Below are 18478 nucleotides of genomic sequence, written 5' to 3'. Positions count from 1 at the left end.
TAAATTGCAAGTAATTTATTGAATGTATTAATGGGTGTTTCACCGCGTTAAAGTGTTTCAGTGAGAACCAAATAAGCGCTGTCCCGAGCTTTTTACGCATGAGAATTTAATAGCTGATGCCGATTGTTCCGGCTCGTTTATTAATTAGAAGAGTGCTCTGTCTCATGAATACTTTTGACGCGGTTTCCCTCAGGCCTTTACTTCAAAGTTTTCCGGCGTTTGAGCCTGATTCGCTTGGCTTTGGCGCCAACACAAAGCCTACGTACACCACGGATCAGGCCGCAAAGCAGATCACGCGGAACAACCAGCGGTTTCACGACCGCAACGGCGACAAGAAAGTTGACCTGTCCTACACCGTCGATCCGAGTTTCACCCCACAGCAGCAGCGACGCGTACGCGACGCGGTGCAGTCCTGGCAGGATGTTGCAAACATCACCTTCAGGGAACGGGCCAACGGTGTGGACGGTACGGTAAACATCAAAAACAACCGCCGCGGTGACGGTGGCGTCGCCACATTACCCACGCGTTCCACCACCAGTACATCGGCGACCATCGGCACGCAGAGGGCTGGTGGTTCACCAGCGCTGGGCAGCCACTTTTCGGTGACCACCGTGCATGAAATCGGCCACGCCATCGGCCTTCAACATCCGGGTAACTACAACGGTGGTGGCTCCAGTTACAACAGTGGCGCAGTGTATGCCGGAGATACCAAGGCGCGCAGCGTGATGAGTTACTGGTCGGAGAAAAACCAATCCGGTCACAACTTCCAGGCGCTGAACCCGTCCGCGCCGATGATGGATGATATCGCGGCGGCCCAACGGCTTTACGGGGCCAATCGCCAAACCCGTAATACCGACACGACCTACGGTTTTAATTCCAATACCGAGCGTGAGGCCATGACCCTCAAGAGTGCCAGCGACAAACCCCTCTTCTGTGTATGGGACGGCGGCGGCGACGATACGCTGGATTTTTCCGGGTTTTCCCAAAACCAGACAATCAATTTGAACGCCGAGTCGTTTTCGGATGTGGGTGGTTTGAAGGGCAATGTTTCCATCGCCAAGGGCTGTTTGGTCGAGAACGCCATAGGCGGTTCGGGAAACGATCTGCTGATCGCTAATCAGGGTGGCTGCCGGCTCAAGGGTGGCGCGGGTGGCGACACGTTGCGCGGCGGCGGCGGGGCGGACGTTTGTACCTACGACAAGGCCAGTGATTCCACGCCGCGGAATCCTGACCTGATCGAGAACTTTACCAGTGGCACCGACAAAATAGAGGTCTCGGGCGTTTTGAAAGAGGCGGGCGTCCCTGGCCTTGTGTTTACTGAACGGTTCAGTGGCCGGGCGGGTGAGGCGATACTCAAGCATGACGCTGCGACGGGGCGTTCAAGCCTGGAGATCGACCTGAAGGGCAGTGGCACTCCCGGTTTTCTGGTCAAGGGCATTGGCGAGATCAAGCCTGCGGATGTGCAGTGGCAAGGGCAAAAGCCAAATGTGCAGCCAGTGCCGACCGTAGTGCCGCAACCGGCTCCGGAGCCGACGCCGTCGATTGATGTGAAACCGGATCTGCTTTCACAGCTAAGCGAGATGGTCACGAAGACGTTGTCAGCCTTGCTGCAGTTGTTTCAACGCCTTGCCAAACCGTCTTGAGCAGTAAGGCCGAATCGGCAAGCCAGTTCCTTTCGACCCTTGGGTGTGAGTCCAAGGGCACGGCTATCAAGGTCCTGGGTCATCAGCACAACACGCCCTCCACAAACTCGATAAACGCCCGGGCCTTGGCACTGACCATACGGCCTGTGGGTAATACGGCCCACAAGTCCCGGGGCGGCAGTTCCCAGTCGGTCAGCACCGCCTTGACCTCGCCACTGGCGATCTCCGGCATGAACATCCATTCGGCGGTCATGGCCACGCCCTGGTGGGACAGCACCCCTGCGCGGATGCCTTCGGAGGACGTGACGCGCAGGCGCCCGTGAGCGACCACCGGGTGTTGATGCGCACCTTGATTGAAGGTCCAGCAGGTGCTTTCGCTCAAGCTATAGATCACCGCCTGGTGGTGCAGGAGGTCTGTCGGGGAACGGGGTTCGCCATGGCGTTCGAAATAGGCCGGCGTGCCGAAAATCCGGCTGGGGCTTTGGCCGATCTTGCGGGCGGTCAGGCCGGAGTCACTCAGGTTGCCGATGCGCAGGGCGACGTCAATGCCTTCTTCCACCAGATTTAGCAGGCGGTCGTCGAGTACGACGTCGACGTTCAGGCCAGGGTGTTTATCCAAGAACGGGCCCAGGTTGGGGATGATTTGCAAGCGGGAAAAGGTCACGCCCGCGCTGACGCGCAGGGTGCCCGACAGGCCGTTGCCGACGCCCCGGGCGGCGTCTTCGGCACCGTTGGCTTCGTCGACCGCGCGTTTGGCCTTTTCAAAAAATACCAGCCCGGCCTCGGTCGGCGTCAGGCCCCGGGTGGAGCGCATCAGCAAGCTGACCGCCAACCGGGCTTCCAGTTGCGCAATGCCTTTGGAAACGGCGGGCTGGCCGATTCCCATGCGTTTTGCGGCAGCGGAAAACGAGCCGGTCTCGACGACGTGGACGAAGGTTTCCATGGCAGTGAGGCGGTCCATCGGGTGTCCTTGTGGCGTGGCGTTTCGGGAATCATGGGGCCTTTAGGAAAAGCGTGGAAGTCAATTCGGAGGCATAGAATTTATTCCTTAAAGGAATAGATCCGGTGTTTTTCCAACATCCGGTAAAACAGCCGCCAGTCAGCCTGATGAATTCTGTGCTTGAGTAAAGATAACTCTGGAGTTACCTTTATTCGAGCCGGAGCAAGGAGGCTGTGGTGCAAAGCAGGCTATTGATCAAAGAGCTGCAAGAGGCAGGTTGGGTGCTGGATCGGGTGACGGGCAGCCATCATCTTTTCACCCATCGCTATAACCCGTACACGATACCGGTGCCCCATCCCAAGAAGGATCTGCCCATGGGCACCGTGCGAAGTATCAGGAAACGTGCCGGGCTGTTTTCGTTTTAGGACGGTTTAAGGAGATTTTCCATGCAATACCCAATCTGTATCGAATGGGGCGATGACTTTGTCGCCACCGGTATTCAGATCCCCGACATTCCAGGTGCGGTGACCGCCGGGGACAGTTTTGAAGAGGCTTACAACGCGGCGGTTGAAGTGGCGCACATCATGCTGCAAGAGATCGCCGCAGAAGGCCGGGTGATTCCGATGCCAACGTCGGTGGCCGCCCATCACGATAATGAGGACTACGCCGGCATGGGCTGGGGGATGTTGGAGCTCGACATCTCGCCGTATCTGGGCAAGACCGAGAAGGTCAATGTGACCTTGCCCGGCTATGTGATCCAGCGTATCGACCGTTATGTGCGCGAGCACAAAGTGAAAAGCCGCTCGTCATTTCTGGCCGATGCGGCTTTGGAGAAGTTGGTGCGGTTGTAACTAGGCAGTCGCTACCGCCCCTTGCCGCGATGCACTCAAGAACCGCAACAACGCCACCAGGGGGAAGGCGCTGCCCACCAGCATCACCCCCAGCCAGCCGCCGTGTTCGTACACGCTGCTGGCAATCGCCGAACCGAAGGCGCCGCCGATGAAGATGCTGGTCATGTACAGCGCGTTCAGGCGGCTGCGGCTGTTGGCGTCGAGGGCGTAGATGGCGCGTTGGCCGAGGACCATGTTCATCTGCACGCAGAAGTCCAGGACCACGCCGGTCACCGCCAGGCCAATCACGCTGTACAGCGGGTGCACGAAGGCCGGCAGAAAGCTCAGCGCGGCAAACAGCATCGCCAGCAATGAGGCGCGGTGGGTGTGGCCGGCATCCGCCAGGCGCCCGGCGATGGGGGCGGCGATGGCGCCCAGGGCACCGACCAGGGCAAACAGTGCGATCTGGCTCTGGCTCAGGCCGTGGTTGCGGGACAGTTCCAGCGGGGCGGCGGTCCAGAACAGGCTGAAAGTAGCGAACATGCAGCCTTGGTAAAACGCCCGCTGGCGCAGCACCGGTTGGCGGCGCAACAGGGTGCCCAGTGAACCGAGCAACTGGCCATAGCTGGCGGCGTGATCCGGCTGACGCTTGGGGATGGTCAGCATCAGCACCACGCTGATAAACGCCATCAGGGCCGCGGCGGCCATGAACATGGCGCGCCAGCCGAAGTGGTCGGCCACCACGCTGGACACCGGCCGCGCCAGCAGGATACCCAGCAGCAAACCGCCCATGATGCTGCCGACCACCCGGCCACGGGATTCAGCCGGCGCCAGGTGTGCCGCCAGCGGAATCAGGATTTGTACCGACACCGAACTGAAGCCGATCAGCAGCGACACCAGCAGGAACAGATTCGGCTGTTCGGTGAACGCCGCACCCAGCAGGCTGGCGATGGCCACCACGGTGGTGGTGATCATCAGCCGGCGGTTTTCCAGCAGGTCGCCCAACGGCACCAGGAAGAACAGGCCCAGGGCATAGCCGATCTGGGTCAGGGACACGATCAGGCTGGCCATGGCCGGCGTGAGGCCGATATCCGGGGCGATCAGCTCGATGATCGGTTGGGCGTAGTAGATGTTGGCGACGATTGCGCCGCAACAGAACGCAAACAGCATCACCATGCCTCGGGTCATGGTGTTTGTAGCGTGGGGCGTGGCGTTCATGGCGTTCTCATAAAAGCGAAGGAAAGAGGCGAGCGAGAATAATGATTGAGCCTGGGGGCGAGTAGCCTGTCTGTGGTGATAACACTCATGCCGGGAATTAATGACTGAAACGTTAACTTTCGGGCTGAAGGTCGATGATACATTCAGTCACAACTGCATAAACAGGAAATCGACTGCCATGAAGACGATATTCAACAAGATGCTCTTGGCCTCAAGTCTGGCCGCGCTGATGACCGTGGGCGTTGCCCAGGCCGCGGATGCCCCGCGTATCGGCGTGCGGGGTGCGATTACCGCGATGGACGGCGACGCGATGCAGGTCAAGGTCAACAGCGGAGAAGACGTCACTGTTCACTTGACCAAAGACACCCTGGTGCGCGCCGTTACCCTGGCCAAGATCGAAGACATCAAGCCGGGCAGTTACATCGGTTCGGCGGCCATGCCGAACGCGGATGGCACCCTGACGGCGCTGGAAGTGCATGTGTTTCCACCGGCCATGGCGGGTACGGGCGACGGGCATCGGGCGTTCGACCTGAAGGAAGGCAGCAGCATGACCAACGGCACCGTGGGTGACCTGGTGGTGAGCAATGGCCGGACGTTGACCGTCAAGTACAAGGGCGGCGAGCAGAAGATCGTGGTGCCGGACGATGTGCCGATCGTCAACCTGGAGCCGGGTGATCGCAGCTTGCTGAAGCCGGGGGTGAAAGTGGTGATGTTTGCGGCGAAGGGCGCGGATGGGAGCGTGACGGCCCAGGCGATTTCTGCGGGCAAGGATGGCGTGACACCGCCGATGTAACCGCTGAACACTGAAACAAATGTGGGAGCGGCGGTGCGACGATTCGACTTGCTCGCGAATGCGGTGTGACAGTCACCGGATGTACCGACTGATCCACCGCATTCGCGAGCAAGCCCGCTCCCACATTTTTGACCAGGTTTCTCCAGTCAGAACTGCTTATTGGCCGGAGTAGATCTGGTCAAAAACCCCACCATCATTGAAGTGGGTCTTCTGCACGGTGCGCCAGTCACCAAAGGTCTTCTCGACCGACAGGAAGTCGACTTTCGGGAAACGGTCGGTGTACTTGGCCAGTACTTTCGGGTCACGTGGACGCAGGTAGTTGTTGGCGGCAATTTCCTGGCCTTCTGGCGACCACAGGTATTTCAGGTATTCCTCGGCAGCCACTTTGGTGCCTTTTTTCTCGACTACTTTGTCGACGATCGACACCGGCGGCTCAGCCTCGGCGGAGACGCTTGGGTAGATCACTTCGAACTGATCACGGCCAAATTCACGGGCGATCATTTCTGCTTCGTTCTCAAACGTCACCAGTACGTCGCCGATCTGGTTGGTCATGAACGTGGTGGTAGCGGCACGGCCACCGGTGTCCAGCACGGGGGCGTGTTTGAACAGGTCGCCCACGAACTTCTTGGCCTTCTCCTCGTCACCACCGTTCTTCAGCACATAACCCCAGGCCGACAGGTAGGTGTAGCGGCCGTTACCGGAAGTTTTCGGGTTCGGCACGATGACTTGTACGCCGTCCTTGACCAGATCCGGCCAGTCTTTCAGGGCTTTCGGGTTGCCTTTACGCACGATGAACACCGTGGCCGAGGTGAACGGCGCGCTGTTGTTCGGCAGGCGGGTGACCCAGTTGTCCGGCACCAGCTTGCCGTTGTCGGCCAGGGCGTTGATGTCGGTGGCCATGTTCATGGTGATCACGTCTGCCGGCAGGCCGTCGATCACCGAGCGCGCCTGTTTGCTCGAGCCACCGAAAGACATCTGCAGCGTCAGCTTGTCGTCTGGATGCTCGGCGGCCCAGTGCTTCTGGAAGGCGGCGTTGTAGTCTTTGTAGAAGTCGCGCATCACGTCGTAGGAGACGTTGAGCAGAGTGACCGGGGCGGCCTGGACGACGCCAGCCAGTGCGAGGCCGGCGGCCAGGAGAGAGGCGCTAACGAGTTTTTTCACTGCTCATTCCTTGTTGTTCGAGAAGGTTGTCGACGATGTAGGGGCAATATGCCAGCGACTATAACGGGGGGCGCATAGTCGCTTAAATATTAAAAAGAACTTTGCTTATTCCACTTTCTTGAAAAGCCCGTTACCACAGCGTGAGCAAAACGCGGCGTTCGGCTCATGGCTGTTTTTCTTGCACACCGGGCAATCGGTTTGCAGCGCGTCACCCCGCATGGCATTGGCCAGTTCGGCAGTGAAGATCCCGGTGGGCACGGCGATGATCGAGTAACCGGTGATCATCACCAATGACGAAATCACCTGGCCCAGCGGGGTCTTCGGCACGATATCGCCAAACCCCACGGTGGTCAGGGTCACGATCGCCCAATAGATGCCTTTGGGAATGCTGGTAAAGCCGTGTTCCGGGCCTTCGATCACGTACATCAAGGTGCCGAACACCGTGACCAGGGTGCAGACGCTGACCAGGAACACCACGATCTTCTGCTTGCTGCCCCGCAGCGCCGCCATCAGGTAGTTGGCTTGCTTGAGGTACGGGCTGAGCTTGAGCACACGGAAAATCCGCAGCATCCGAATGATCCGGATGATCAGCAGGTACTGCGCGTCGCTGTAATACAGCGCCAGGATGCCGGGGACAATGGCCAGCAAGTCCACCAGCCCGTAAAAGCTGAAGGCATAACGCAAGGGTTTGGGCGAGCAGTACAGACGCAACCCGTACTCGATCAGAAAGATCAGCGTGAAGCCCCACTCGATATAGGCCAGCACATCAGCGTAGTTCTGGTGCACCTGGTCGATGCTGTCGAGCATCACGATCACCAGGCTGGCGAGAATGATCAGCAGCAGGATGCCATCAAAGCGCCGCCCGGCGACGGTGTCGCTTTGGAATACCATGACGTAGAGCCGCTGACGCCAGTCGTTGTTGCTGTCCATAAAACCCGCCTGAATCGAATGTCGAGCAAGCCTAGGGGGATTCGAAGGGGCTGTCCATGCGGGCTTTGTGCATCACCCGATGGCTGGCGCGCACCAGCCAGGTGGCGAGGATAAACGGCGCGGTCAGCGCGGGCAGGTTCAGGCCGGTGAAGCCAGGCGTGAGGATGATCGCCAGCAGGATACCGATCAGCGGCAGCCAGGGTTGGCGGCGATGCTGGCTGAGGGCCAATGCCGCCAGTGCCGGGTTATAGCTGTGCAGGCCAAGCAGGGCGCTGGCGGGTTCGTCCATCAGCAGGGCGACCAGCACGCCGAAGCTCGCGCCGGCCAGCGCCCATAACGCAGCGCGGCGGCTGGCGAGCAGCAGGCCGAGGGCGATCAACAGGCCGGCCAAGGGTTGGTTAAGCAGAATGACTTGGGCGAGGCCGTTAAACGGTGCGCAGAGCAGTGCCCAGGTGCCCGGTTCGCTGGCGGCGAATGCGGTGGGCGGGGCGGTGCCGAGCAATAGCCAGCCGAGCACCACAAACGGTGTGGTGTAGGCGGGCAGATCGTCAGGGTTGGCGGCGCGTTTGAGCCATTGGCGGGTGAGGATTGCGCTGAGGCCACCGCAGGCGAGGATCAGCGGCGGTATCAGTGCCGACCAGGTGAAATGCTGGCTGATCAGCAAGCCGAGTAGCACGCCGTTATAGCTATAGAGGCCGGCTTGGCGCTCGGCCTTGGGATAGCCGCGGCGTTGGGCGGTCAGCAAACCGGCCACACCGCCCAGCAGTGCACCGCCGAGCAGGGGCGGGGCGCCGATCAGGATTGCCAGCAGGCAGAGCAGGCCACACAGCGGGTGGCGCTGGAGGAATATTTGGCTGAAGCCGTTGAGCAGGGCTTCGGCCCAGTCGGGGCAGGATTGGTTGGGCATGATCAATAATCTGCAGGAAAGCGCCGAATCTTGTGGCGAGGGAGCTTGCTCCCGCTGGGGCGCGCAGCGGCCCCAAAAGATGGGCCTGCTGCGCAGTCCAGCGGGAGCAAGCTCCCTCGCCACAGGGGATTAGATCAACGTCTCGATCCGCAACGAATTGGTCGACCCCGGCTGCCCAAACGGCACCCCCGCGGTTATCACCAACGTATCCCCACGCTGCGCCATTCCTTGTGCCTGGGCAATTTCCAGCGCCGTGGAACACACCTCATCCACCTGCCGCAGCCGATCATTCACCACCGAATGCACGCCCCACGCCACGCTCAAGCGCCGCGCCGTCGACAGGTTCGGCGTCAGGTTGAGAATCGGCACCGCCGGCCGTTCCCGCGCCGCCCGCAGGCTGGAGCTGCCCGACTCGCTGTAGTTCACCAGCACCGCCACCGGCAGGATGCTGCTGATACGGCGAATCGCGCAGCTGATGGCGTCCGACACCGTGGCATCCGCCTTGGGCCGGCTGACATCCAGTTGCGTCTGGTAGTCCGGGCCGTTTTCCACTTGGCGAATGATCTTGCTCATCATCAGCACCGCTTCCAGCGGGTATTCGCCGGAAGCGGTTTCTGCCGAGAGCATCACCGCATCCGCGCCTTCGGCCACGGCGTTGGCCACGTCAGTGACCTCGGCGCGGGTCGGCGCCGGGGAGAAGCGCATGGACTCGAGCATCTGCGTGGCCACCACCACCGGTTTACCCAGCTGACGGCAGACGCCAATGATGTCCTTCTGGATTTGCGGCACGCTCTCCGCCGGCACTTCCACCCCCAGGTCCCCTCTGGCGACCATGATCGCGTCGCTCAACTCGGCGATTTCCCGCAGGCGCTGCACCGCCGATGGTTTCTCGATCTTTGCCATCAGGAACGCCTTGTCACCGATCAACTCGCGGGCTTCGCGAATATCTTCCGGGCGTTGCACAAACGACAGCGCCACCCAGTCCACACCCAGTTCCAGGCCGAAGCTGAGGTCGCGGCGGTCCTTGGGGGTCAGCGGGCTGAGTTCCAGCAACGCCTGGGGCACGTTCACGCCTTTGCGGTCTGACAGTTCGCCGCCATTGAGCACGGTGGTGTCGATGGCGTCGGCGTGCTTGGTGATCACCCGCAGGCGCAGCTTGCCGTCGTCCAGCAGCAGGTCCATGCCGGGCTTCAGGGCCGCGATGATTTCCGGGTGCGGCAGGTTGACCCGACGCTGGTCACCGGGTGTCGGGTCCAAGTCCAGGCGCAGGGCCTGGCCGCGAATCAGTTGCACCTTGCCTTCGGCAAAACGCCCGACCCGCAGCTTCGGGCCTTGCAGGTCCATGAGGATGCCGAGGGGATAGTTGAGCTGGCGCTCCACCTGGCGAATCCACTGGTAGCGCTGAGCGTGATCGGCATGGTCGCCATGACTGAAGTTCAGCCGGAAGATGTTCACCCCGGCTTCCACCAGCTCGCGGATGTCGTCGATGCTGTCGGTGGCGGGGCCCAGCGTGGCGAGGATCTTGACCTTCTTGTCAGGCGTCATGTTCAGGGGACTCTCTTTCAGGGCTCTCTAGAATCAGAATGGCGCGAAAATCGTTGACGTTGGTGCGGGTCGGCTCAGTGATGATCAAGCCGTCGAGGGCCGCGAAGTAGCCGTAGCCATTGTTGTTGTCCAGCTCATCGCGGGCGCTCAAGCCCAGGGCTTCGGCGCGGGCGTAGCTGGTGGGTGTCATGATTGCGCCGGCGTTGTCTTCGGAACCGTCGATGCCGTCGGTGTCACCCGCCAGGGCGTAGACGCCGGGCAGGCCCTTGAGGCTGTCGGTGAGGCTCAGCAGGAATTCGGCATTGCGTCCGCCACGGCCGTTGCCGCGCACGGTCACGGTGGTTTCACCGCCAGAAAGGATCACGCAAGGCGCCGCCAACGGCTGGCCGTGCTGGATGATTTGCCGGGCGATACCGGCGTGCACCTTGGCCACGTCTCGGGCTTCGCCTTCCAGGTCGCCGAGGATCAGCGGGCTGAAACCGGCCTGGCGGACTTTCACCGCCACGGCTTCCAGGGATTGCTGCGGGCGCGCGATCAGCTGGAAATGGCTGCGGGCGAGCACCGGGTCGCCGGGCTTGACGGTTTCCGACTCCGGGCTTTGCAGCCAGGTGCGTACGGACGCCGGGATTTCAATCTGGTAGCGCTTGAGGATCGCCAACGCCTGTTGCGAGGTGCTCGGGTCGGCGACGGTGGGGCCCGAAGCGATGACGGTGGCCTGGTCACCCGGCACATCGGAAATCGCATAGGTGTAGACCGTGGCCGGCCAGCTGGCCTTGGCCAAGCGACCGCCCTTGATCGCAGAGAGGTGCTTGCGTACGCAGTTCATCTCGTCAATGGCGGCGCCGGATTTGAGCAGGGCTTTGTTGATCGCTTGCTTGTCCGCCAGGGTGATACCGGCGGCCGGAAGGGCGAGCAGCGCAGAGCCACCGCCGGAGAGCAGGAAGATCACGCGGTCGTCTTCGCTGAGGTTGCTGATCAGTTCCAGCACACGTTTTGCTACGGCCTGGCCTGCGGCATCCGGCACCGGGTGCGCGGCTTCGACCACTTCGATTTTCTTGCAGGGCGCGCCGTGGCCGTAGCGGGTGACCACCAGGCCTGTGACTTCGCCTTGCCAGCCGTTTTCCACCACCAGCGCCATGGCGGCGGCGGCTTTGCCGGCGCCGATTACGATGACGCGGCCGCTGCGGTCGGCGGGCAGATAGGGTTCGAGGACTTGCCGGGGGTGGGCGGCGTCGATGGCTGTGGCAAACAGCTCGCGAAGCAGGTGTTGCGGATCGACCGACATAAGCGGGCTCCCGGGGATTCTTGTTATTAGGGGTGACTCAAATTCGATGTGAAATGCGGTCAAAAATGTGGGAGCGGGCTTGCTCGCGAAAGCGGTCTACCATTCGACATCCATGCTGACTGATACACCGCTTTCGCGAGCAAGCCCGCTCCCACATTCGATCGCATTTCAACGGGCGTTATTTATCGCGAATCGAAAAATTCGCCATATGTTCCAGTCCCTTGATCAGCGCCGAGTGGTCCCAGTTGCCGCCACCGATTGCGGCGCAGGTGCTGAATACCTGTTGGGTGCCGGCGGTGTTCGGCAGGTTGATTCCCAGCTCCTTGGCACCCGCCAGCGCCAGGTTCAAATCCTTCTGGTGCAGGCTGATGCGGAAGCCCGGGTCGAAGGTGCCCTTGATCATCCGCTCGCCATGCACTTCGAGGATTTTCGACGAAGCAAAACCGCCCATCAGCGCTTCACGCACCTTGGCCGGGTCGGCGCCGTTCTTCGAGGCGAACAGCAGCGCTTCGGCCACCGCCTGGATGTTCAGGGCAACGATGATCTGGTTGGCCACTTTGGCGGTCTGGCCATCGCCATTGCCGCCCACCAGGGTGATGTTCTTGCCCATGGCCTGGAACAGCGGCAGGGCGCGTTCGAAGGTGTGCGGGTCGCCGCCGATCATGATGCTCAGGGTGCCGGCCTTGGCGCCGACTTCACCACCTGAGACCGGTGCGTCGAGGTAGCGTGCGCCGGTCTCGTTGATCTTCGCGGCGAAGGCTTTGGTGGCGGTGGGCGAGATCGAGCTCATGTCGATCACTACTTTGTTCGGCCCAAGGCCTGCAGCAACGCCGTCGGCGCGGAACAGCACATCATCGACCTGCGGGGTGTCGGGCACCATGACGATGATGAATTCGGCTTCCTGAGCCACTTGCTGCGGGTTGGCCAGGGCCACCGCGCCAGCGTCGATCAATTCAGCCGGGGCCTTGCCATGGTGCTCGGAAAGGAACAGTTGGTGACCGGCCTTTTGCAGGTTGGCGGCCATGGGTTGGCCCATGATGCCGGTGCCGATAAATCCGATTTTAGCCATGATGAAAATCCTCTTATTGTTAGGTATGCGGGCCTGGCGCGGCCTGCTAAACACAGGAGATCCACTGTGGGAGCGGGCTTGCTCGCGAATGGGGGCCGACATTCAGCATTGATGTCGACTGATCCACCGCTTTCGCGAGCAAGCCCGCTCCCACATTGGGTGCTGTGTTTGTTCAGTTAGATCGCGTTGTGGCTTTTGAGCCATCCCAGCCCGGCTTCAGTGGTGGTCAACGGCTTGTACTCACAGCCGACCCAACCCTGATAACCAATGCGGTCCAAATGTTCGAACAGGAAGCGGTAGTTGATCTCACCGGTGCCCGGCTCGTTGCGCCCCGGGTTGTCCGCCAGCTGGATGTGGTTGATCTCACCCAGGTGCGCGGCCATGGTGCGGGCCAGGTCGCCTTCCATGATTTGCATGTGATAGATGTCGTATTGCAGGAACAGATTGGCACTGCCCACCTGCTCGCGAATCGACAGGGCCTGCGCCGTGTTGTTCAGGTAGAAGCCCGGAATGTCGCGGGTGTTGATCATCTCCATCACAAGCCGGATGCCCACCGCTTGCAGCTTGTCGGCGGCGTACTTGAGGTTGGCGACGAAGGTTTTTTCCAGGGTGGCGTCATCCACACCGGCAGGACGAATCCCCGCCAGGCAGTTGATCTGGGTATTGCCCAGCACCTGGGCATAGGCGATAGCCAGGTTGACCCCGGCACGGAATTCCTCGACCCGATGCGGGTGGCACGCCAGGCCGCGTTCGCCCTTGGCCCAGTCACCGGCCGGCAGGTTGAACAGCACTTGGGTCAGTCCGTGGGCATCGAGTTGCGCCTTGATTTCAGCCGAGCTGAACTCATAGGGAAACAGGTATTCCACACCACTGAACCCCGCGTCGGCGGCGGCTTTGAAACGGGCAAGAAAGTCCTGTTCGGTAAACAGCATGGACAGGTTGGCGGCAAAACGCGGCATGGGGTTCTCCTTAATCGAGCAGTGAAATGGCAGTCGGTGCGTCGTTGCCCACCAGTGCCAGATCTTCGAATTCGTTGACGGCGTTGATCTCGGTGCCCATGGAAATATTGGTCACCCGCTCCAGAATGATTTCAACGATCACCGGCACCTTGAACTCTTCGATCATTTCCTGGGCCTTGCGCAGTGCAGGCTGGATCTGACCTGGCTCGAATACGCGCAGGGCCTTGCAACCCAGGCCTTCGGCGACGGCCACATGGTCGACCCCATAACCGTTGAGTTCCGGCGCGTTGAGGTTGTCGAAGGACAGCTGCACGCAGTAGTCCATTTCAAACCCGCGCTGGGCCTGGCGGATCAGGCCCAGGTAGGAGTTGTTCACCACCACGTGGATGTACGGCAGCTTGAACTGCGCGCCCACCGCCAGTTCTTCGATCATGAACTGGAAGTCATAGTCGCCGGACAGCGCCACGACTTTGCGGGTCGGATCAGCCTTGACCACACCCAGCGCCGCCGGAATCGTCCAGCCGAGCGGGCCGGCCTGGCCGCAGTTGATCCAGTGACGGGGTTTGTACACGTGCAGGAACTGCGCGCCGGCAATCTGCGACAGGCCGATGGTGCTGACGTAGCAGGTGTCTTTGCCGAACACCTGGTTCATCTCTTCGTATACCCGCTGCGGCTTGACCGGCACGTTGTCGAAGTGGGTCTTGCGGTGCAGGGTGGCCTTGCGCTGCTGGCAGTCGTGCAGCCAGGCGCTGCGGTCCTTGAGCTTGCCGGCGGCTTTCCACTCGCGGGCCACTTCAATGAACATGGTCAGGGCAGAGCCGGCGTCGGAAACGATGCCCAGGTCCGGGGTGAATACGCGGCCGATTTGCGTCGGCTCGATGTCCACGTGAATGAATTTGCGGCCCTCGGTGTACACCTCCACCGAACCGGTGTGACGGTTGGCCCAGCGGTTGCCGATGCCCAGCACCACGTCCGATTTGAGCATCGTCGCGTTGCCATAACGGTGGGAGGTTTGCAGGCCGACCATGCCCACCATCTGTGGGTGATCGTCCGGAATCGTGCCCCAGCCCATCAGGGTCGGGATCACCGGAATGCCGGTCAATTCGGCGAATTCCACCAGCAGTTCGCTGGCGTCGGCGTTGATCACGCCGCCACCGCTCACCAGCAATGGGCGTTCGGCCTGGTCCAGCAGGGCCAGGGCTTTTTCCACCTGGATGCGGGTCGCCAACGGCTTGGCCAGGGGCAGCGGCTGGTAGGCGTCGATGTCGAATTCGATCTCGGCCATTTGTACGTCGAATGGCAGGTCGATCAGCACTGGGCCTGGGCGACCGGAGCGCATTTCATAGAAGGCTTTCTGGAAGGCATACGGCACCTGGCCGGGCTCCATCACCATGGTTGCCCACTTGGTCACCGGCTTGACGATGCTGGTGATGTCGACAGCCTGGAAATCTTCCTTGTGCATCCGAGCACGGGGCGCCTGGCCGGTGATGCACAGGATCGGGATCGAGTCGGCCCAGGCGCTGTACAGACCGGTGACCATGTCAGTGCCCGCCGGGCCCGACGTGCCGATGCACACGCCGATATTGCCGGCCTTGGTGCGGGTGTAGCCCTCGGCCATGTGCGAGGCGCCTTCAACGTGGCGAGCAAGGACGTGATCGATGCCACCGACCTTCTGCAAGGCCGAATACAGCGGGTTGATCGCGGCGCCCGGGATACCGAAGGCGGTGTCGACCCCTTCACGGCGCATCACCAGGACAGCGGCTTCGATTGCTCTCATTTTGCTCATGGTTTTGGTGCCTCTTGCGTTTTGTAATTGTATACAAGTGGTGTTGGTCTGAAGTGTATTCACGGCGAGCGTGGCAGGTCAATCCATTTTCTTGGGTGGCCTTTACGTTCGTCGGAAGGCTTCTGGACAGGAATATTTCGACGTGTGGTGCGTATGTTTCGAAATATTGTATACAAAAAATAAATCTATTGTGTTCTATTTGTTTGATCCTGCTTTTGATCAAACAGAGCCCCACGGCTTTCCCATAACAAGATAAGGACGGCACCCATGAGCGCTTTAACCTTGAAAGTCGCAGTCAACCTGGCCAGCCACGCCATCGCGGCAGGCCGCACCATTTCGTCAGCGCCGCTGACCATTGCGGTACTCGACAGCGGCGGGCATTTGATTACGTTGCAACGCGAAGATGGCGCGAGCCTGTTGCGCCCGCAGATCGCGATCGGCAAGGCCTGGGGTGCGATTGCCCTGGGCAAGGGCTCGCGGCTGCTGGCGCTGGATGCGCAGCAGCGGCCGGCGTTTATTGCGGCGTTGAATAGTTTGGGGCAGGGCAGCGTGGTGCCGGCACCGGGCGGGGTATTGATTCGGGATCAGGAGGGCGTGGTGCTGGGGGCGATCGGGATCAGCGGGGATACGTCGGATATTGATGAGCAGTGTGCGATCAGTGCGATTGAGGGGCAGGGGTTGTGGGCGGATGCGGGGGTTAGTGCTTGATTTGAGGTGACTGGGAGGGCCTCTTCGCGAGCAAGCCCGCTCCCACATTTTACCGAGTTCCAGCTTTGGAATGCGGTCAAATGTGGGAGCGGGCTTGCTCGCGAAAGCGGCAACTCGGTCCCGGCTCTAAACCCAAACCGCATCCCACAACGGATAGTCGCCAATCCGCTCCACCAACCCGGCTCTCAATGGGTTAGCCACTACATACCGAGCCATCTTCACCAAGTCATCGTCCTTGCGCAGCGCCCGATCATGAAAGCTGGTTTGCCAAAGCCGACCTTTGCGGCCGGTAGCGCCATTAACGGTTCGAGTGCTTTTGGACTTCACTTGGCACATCAGGTCTCCCAATGAGCCTTTTTGCAGCTCGATCAACCAGTGAAAGTGGTCGGGCATGATCACCCAGGCCAGTGAGTTCGCCAACCCTTGGTATTGGGCGACCCTGAATTGCCAGACCACCAGCCGGCCCAGATAAAAGTCACTGAATATTGGCACGCGTTCGTGGGTGTTGGTGGTGATCAGGTAAATGCGGTTGGATTCGCTGAATCGCCCGATACGCAGGCGATGTGAAGCAGCTGGATCAGGCATTCCTTTGCCTCTCTTCAGAAAGTGTCCTGAGAGGCTAGGTTGGGGAATCTGGGGATGATGGTCTGGCTTTGTGCAGGATGTGTCTGGGAGGGCGCTTTCGCGAGCAAGCCCGCTCCCACATTGGATCTGCGTCGTTTAAACAATTTATGTCTGGCACAAATCCAAATGTGGGAGCGGGCTTGCTCGCGAATCTTGAAGGCGCTGCGGTCTATCAGTCCGGCTCACACCCTTTAAGCACCAACCGAATAATCGTCTGCGCCGCCGCCTCATAATCCGCGTCATCCAGCTTGACCTTCCCGGTCACCGCTGAAATCTGCCAGTCAAAATCCGCATACGTCTGCGTCGCCGCCCAGATACTGAACATCAAATGATGCGGATCAATCTCTGCAATCAGCCCTCGGTCCACCCAGCTCTGAATGCAGTCGATGTTGTGCTTGGCCTGGGCATTCAGCTGTTCCACCTGCTCGGGGCTCAAATGCGGGGCGCCGTGCATGATTTCGCTGGCAAACACTTTCGAGGCAAACGGCAAATCCCGGGAGATGCAGATCTTCGAGCGAATGTACCCGCTCAGCACTTCCTTGGGGTCGCCATCGGGATTGAACGGTGTGGAGGCCGCCAGGATCGGCTCGATAATGCTTTCGAGCACCTCGCGGTAGAGGTTGTCCTTGGACTTGAAGTAGTAGTAGACGTTGGGCTTGGGCAGCCCGGCCTTGGCGGCGATGTCGCTGGTTTTGGTCGCGGCGAAGCCCTTGTCGGCAAACTCCTCACTGGCAGCCCGCAGGATCAGTTCTTTGTTGCGCTCGCGAATGGTGCTCATAGACCAGGTCATTCCTTGCCAAGACAGGCGGTCGGGCATGGTAGCACCGGCTTTGCGCGAGCCTCAAGAATGCACCTGTCGCACGCTTTCCTTGAGGTGCGTTTGCCATTAACGTAACGCCTCTTTCGCAGTGGGCGGTTGACCATGGACGCTTCTGACAAAAACGTGATTACGGCCCTTGATGTGGCCCGGCATGCCGGTGTGTCCCGTTCGGCGGTCTCGCGTACGTTCACCGCTGGCGCCAGCGTAGCCCCGGCGACCCGCGAAAAAGTCCTGGCTGCGGCCAAGGCCCTGGGTTATCAGGTCAACATGATCGCCCGCACCATGAACAAGGGGAGCAGCAACTTTGTCGGCGTGGTCACGGCGGGTTTTGACAGCGCCTTTCGTGCCAGCCTCTTGAGCCCCATCGCCCACAGCCTGAGCCGTCGCGGCTTGATGCCGTTGCTGATGAATGCCGATGATCCGCAGCAGCTTGAGCAATCGTTGCACGCCTTGCTGAGTTACCAGATTGCCGGGGTGATTCTGACCTCGGCCTCGCCGCCCCTGTCGGTGGTCCAGCATTATCTGGACCGGCAGATTCCGGTGGCCATGATCAACCGAGGCCATGAGCTGGCTGGCGCTGAAGTCGTCGGCAGCGATAACCGTGCTGGTGGGCGGATGGCGGCCGAGGCGCTGCTCAAGGGTAGGGCCAGGCGCCTGGCGTTCATTGGCCAGGGCGAGCACAATTTCAGCAGCCGGGAGCGTTGGTTGGGATTTGCCGAGCGCTTGGCTGAAGCCGGTATCGAAGCGCAGACGGTGTTCAATGAAACCCCGGGCTACCAGGGCGGAATCCAGGCATTGCTGGCGTTGTTCAGCCAGGGCGAAGGTCCCGACGGAATCTTTTGTGCGACCGATATGCTGGCCCTGGGCGCACTCGATGCGCTGCGCTTCACCCTGAACATACAAGTGCCGCAACAGGTGCAGGTGATCGGGTTTGACGACATCGCCCAAGCCTCGCAACTGGCCTACGACCTGACCACCGTGCGCCAGGACAGCGTGCAACTGGCGCAACGGGCGGTGAATGCGATTGTGGCGCGGGGCGAGAATTTCATGCGAATCGCCGAGTTCGAGCCAGTGCCGGTGACGCTGATTGAGCGCGGAAGCACTCGGTTCCAGAAATAAAATTTCATAATGCACTTGAAGAGAAAATTTATTTCGTGTTGTATGAGCAGTAATCGGTGATGGGTTGGTCTTCGCAAAAGGCTTGCCCTCACTTTTTTTTCCAAGACGTTTGCACACGTGTGCAATCATCGCTCAAGGGTA

Annotated in this window: 18 protein-coding genes and 1 pseudogene; 6 read left to right on the top strand and 13 right to left on the bottom strand. The window is 60.5% G+C overall.

The window, feature by feature from the left end:
- Positions 1-164 precede the first annotated feature (164 nt).
- A complete protein-coding gene (locus HBJ59_RS11540; RefSeq protein ID WP_167663627.1) occupies positions 165-1643 on the top strand; it encodes a M10 family metallopeptidase C-terminal domain-containing protein in 1479 nt (492 codons plus the stop codon).
- Here the strand turns inward: HBJ59_RS11540 and HBJ59_RS31475 are convergent.
- Positions 1619-1726 (bottom strand): annotated as a pseudogene (locus HBJ59_RS31475) (transcriptional regulator); the annotation flags it as partial. The gene HBJ59_RS11540 and the pseudogene HBJ59_RS31475 sit on opposite strands and share 25 nt — an antisense overlap.
- Complete coding sequence (locus HBJ59_RS11535) at positions 1726-2604, bottom strand: LysR family transcriptional regulator (protein WP_167663626.1); 879 nt, start codon at positions 2602-2604, stop codon at positions 1726-1728. The gene HBJ59_RS11535 and the pseudogene HBJ59_RS31475, both read right to left, overlap by 1 nt.
- Before the next feature lie 215 nt (positions 2605-2819).
- Here HBJ59_RS11535 and HBJ59_RS11530 point away from each other — a divergent pair, with 215 nt between their 5' ends.
- Positions 2820-3008: a type II toxin-antitoxin system HicA family toxin gene (locus tag HBJ59_RS11530; protein ID WP_026077965.1), complete on the top strand. Its 189-nt coding sequence runs from the start codon at positions 2820-2822 to the stop codon at positions 3006-3008.
- A 21-nt stretch (positions 3009-3029) separates the two neighbouring features.
- Positions 3030-3434, top strand: a complete 405-nt coding sequence (locus tag HBJ59_RS11525; protein ID WP_017477502.1) for a type II toxin-antitoxin system HicB family antitoxin — start codon at positions 3030-3032, stop codon at positions 3432-3434.
- Here HBJ59_RS11525 and HBJ59_RS11520 read toward each other — a convergent pair whose 3' ends face one another.
- Positions 3435-4631, bottom strand: coding sequence for an MFS transporter (locus HBJ59_RS11520; protein WP_167663625.1), 1197 nt, complete (start codon positions 4629-4631; stop codon positions 3435-3437).
- Between the two features lie 178 nt (positions 4632-4809).
- Between HBJ59_RS11520 and HBJ59_RS11515 the strand changes: the two genes are divergently transcribed.
- Positions 4810-5424 carry a DUF5666 domain-containing protein gene (locus tag HBJ59_RS11515; RefSeq protein ID WP_167663624.1) on the top strand — a complete coding sequence of 205 codons (615 nt, stop codon included), beginning with the start codon at positions 4810-4812 and terminating at the stop codon, positions 5422-5424.
- 156 nt (positions 5425-5580) lie between these two features.
- On the opposite strand, the gene HBJ59_RS11510 is transcribed toward HBJ59_RS11515, so the two are convergent.
- The 8 genes from HBJ59_RS11510 to gcl all read right to left on the bottom strand — a co-directional run bounded on the left by HBJ59_RS11510 (position 5581) and on the right by gcl (position 15066).
- Positions 5581-6585 carry a sulfate ABC transporter substrate-binding protein gene (locus HBJ59_RS11510; protein WP_076015197.1) on the bottom strand — a complete coding sequence of 335 codons (1005 nt, stop codon included), beginning with the start codon at positions 6583-6585 and terminating at the stop codon, positions 5581-5583.
- A 105-nt stretch (positions 6586-6690) separates the two neighbouring features.
- Positions 6691-7515, bottom strand: coding sequence for an ion transporter (locus tag HBJ59_RS11505; protein ID WP_076015198.1), 825 nt, complete (start codon positions 7513-7515; stop codon positions 6691-6693).
- A gap of 31 nt (positions 7516-7546) precedes the next feature.
- Positions 7547-8422, bottom strand: coding sequence for an urea transporter (locus HBJ59_RS11500; protein ID WP_167663623.1), 876 nt, complete (start codon positions 8420-8422; stop codon positions 7547-7549).
- 129 nt (positions 8423-8551) lie between these two features.
- On the bottom strand, positions 8552-9967 hold the full coding sequence (pyk, locus tag HBJ59_RS11495; RefSeq protein ID WP_076015200.1) for a pyruvate kinase: 1416 nt from the start codon (positions 9965-9967) through the stop codon (positions 8552-8554).
- The gene (locus HBJ59_RS11490) at positions 9957-11252 is read right to left on the bottom strand and encodes a glycerate kinase (protein WP_167663622.1); all 1296 of its coding nucleotides are present in this window, start codon (positions 11250-11252) and stop codon (positions 9957-9959) included. Before HBJ59_RS11490 ends, pyk begins: the two co-directional genes overlap by 11 nt.
- A 178-nt stretch (positions 11253-11430) precedes the next feature.
- Positions 11431-12321, bottom strand: coding sequence for a 2-hydroxy-3-oxopropionate reductase (locus HBJ59_RS11485; protein ID WP_167663620.1), 891 nt, complete (start codon positions 12319-12321; stop codon positions 11431-11433).
- Positions 12322-12497: 176 nt separating this feature from the next.
- On the bottom strand, positions 12498-13280 hold the full coding sequence (gene hyi / locus HBJ59_RS11480; protein ID WP_076015202.1) for a hydroxypyruvate isomerase: 783 nt from the start codon (positions 13278-13280) through the stop codon (positions 12498-12500).
- A gap of 10 nt (positions 13281-13290) precedes the next feature.
- The gene (gene gcl, locus HBJ59_RS11475; protein ID WP_076015203.1) at positions 13291-15066 is read right to left on the bottom strand and encodes a glyoxylate carboligase; all 1776 of its coding nucleotides are present in this window, start codon (positions 15064-15066) and stop codon (positions 13291-13293) included.
- A 267-nt stretch (positions 15067-15333) separates the two neighbouring features.
- On the opposite strand from gcl, the gene HBJ59_RS11470 reads away from it, so the two are divergent.
- A complete protein-coding gene (locus HBJ59_RS11470) occupies positions 15334-15774 on the top strand; it encodes a heme-binding protein (RefSeq protein WP_093207568.1) in 441 nt (146 codons plus the stop codon).
- 126 nt (positions 15775-15900) lie between these two features.
- Here HBJ59_RS11470 and HBJ59_RS11465 read toward each other — a convergent pair whose 3' ends face one another.
- Both HBJ59_RS11465 and HBJ59_RS11460 read right to left on the bottom strand, forming a co-directional pair.
- On the bottom strand, positions 15901-16359 hold the full coding sequence (locus HBJ59_RS11465; protein WP_167663618.1) for a transposase: 459 nt from the start codon (positions 16357-16359) through the stop codon (positions 15901-15903).
- A gap of 211 nt (positions 16360-16570) precedes the next feature.
- Complete coding sequence (locus HBJ59_RS11460) at positions 16571-17176, bottom strand: TetR/AcrR family transcriptional regulator (RefSeq protein ID WP_076015206.1); 606 nt, start codon at positions 17174-17176, stop codon at positions 16571-16573.
- Positions 17177-17320: 144 nt separating this feature from the next.
- Between HBJ59_RS11460 and HBJ59_RS11455 the strand changes: the two genes are divergently transcribed.
- Positions 17321-18337 (top strand): LacI family DNA-binding transcriptional regulator, encoded by a 1017-nt coding sequence (locus tag HBJ59_RS11455; RefSeq protein WP_167663616.1) that lies wholly within the window; start codon positions 17321-17323, stop codon positions 18335-18337.
- Positions 18338-18478 lie beyond the last annotated feature (141 nt).

Origin of the sequence: Pseudomonas sp. AN3A02 (assembly GCF_011765255.1) — a bacterium.
In the GTDB taxonomy this organism is placed as follows: Bacteria; Pseudomonadota; Gammaproteobacteria; order Pseudomonadales; family Pseudomonadaceae; genus Aquipseudomonas.
Note: the sequence above shows the minus strand (reverse complement) of the source record. Positions and strands in the feature narration are given on the sequence as shown.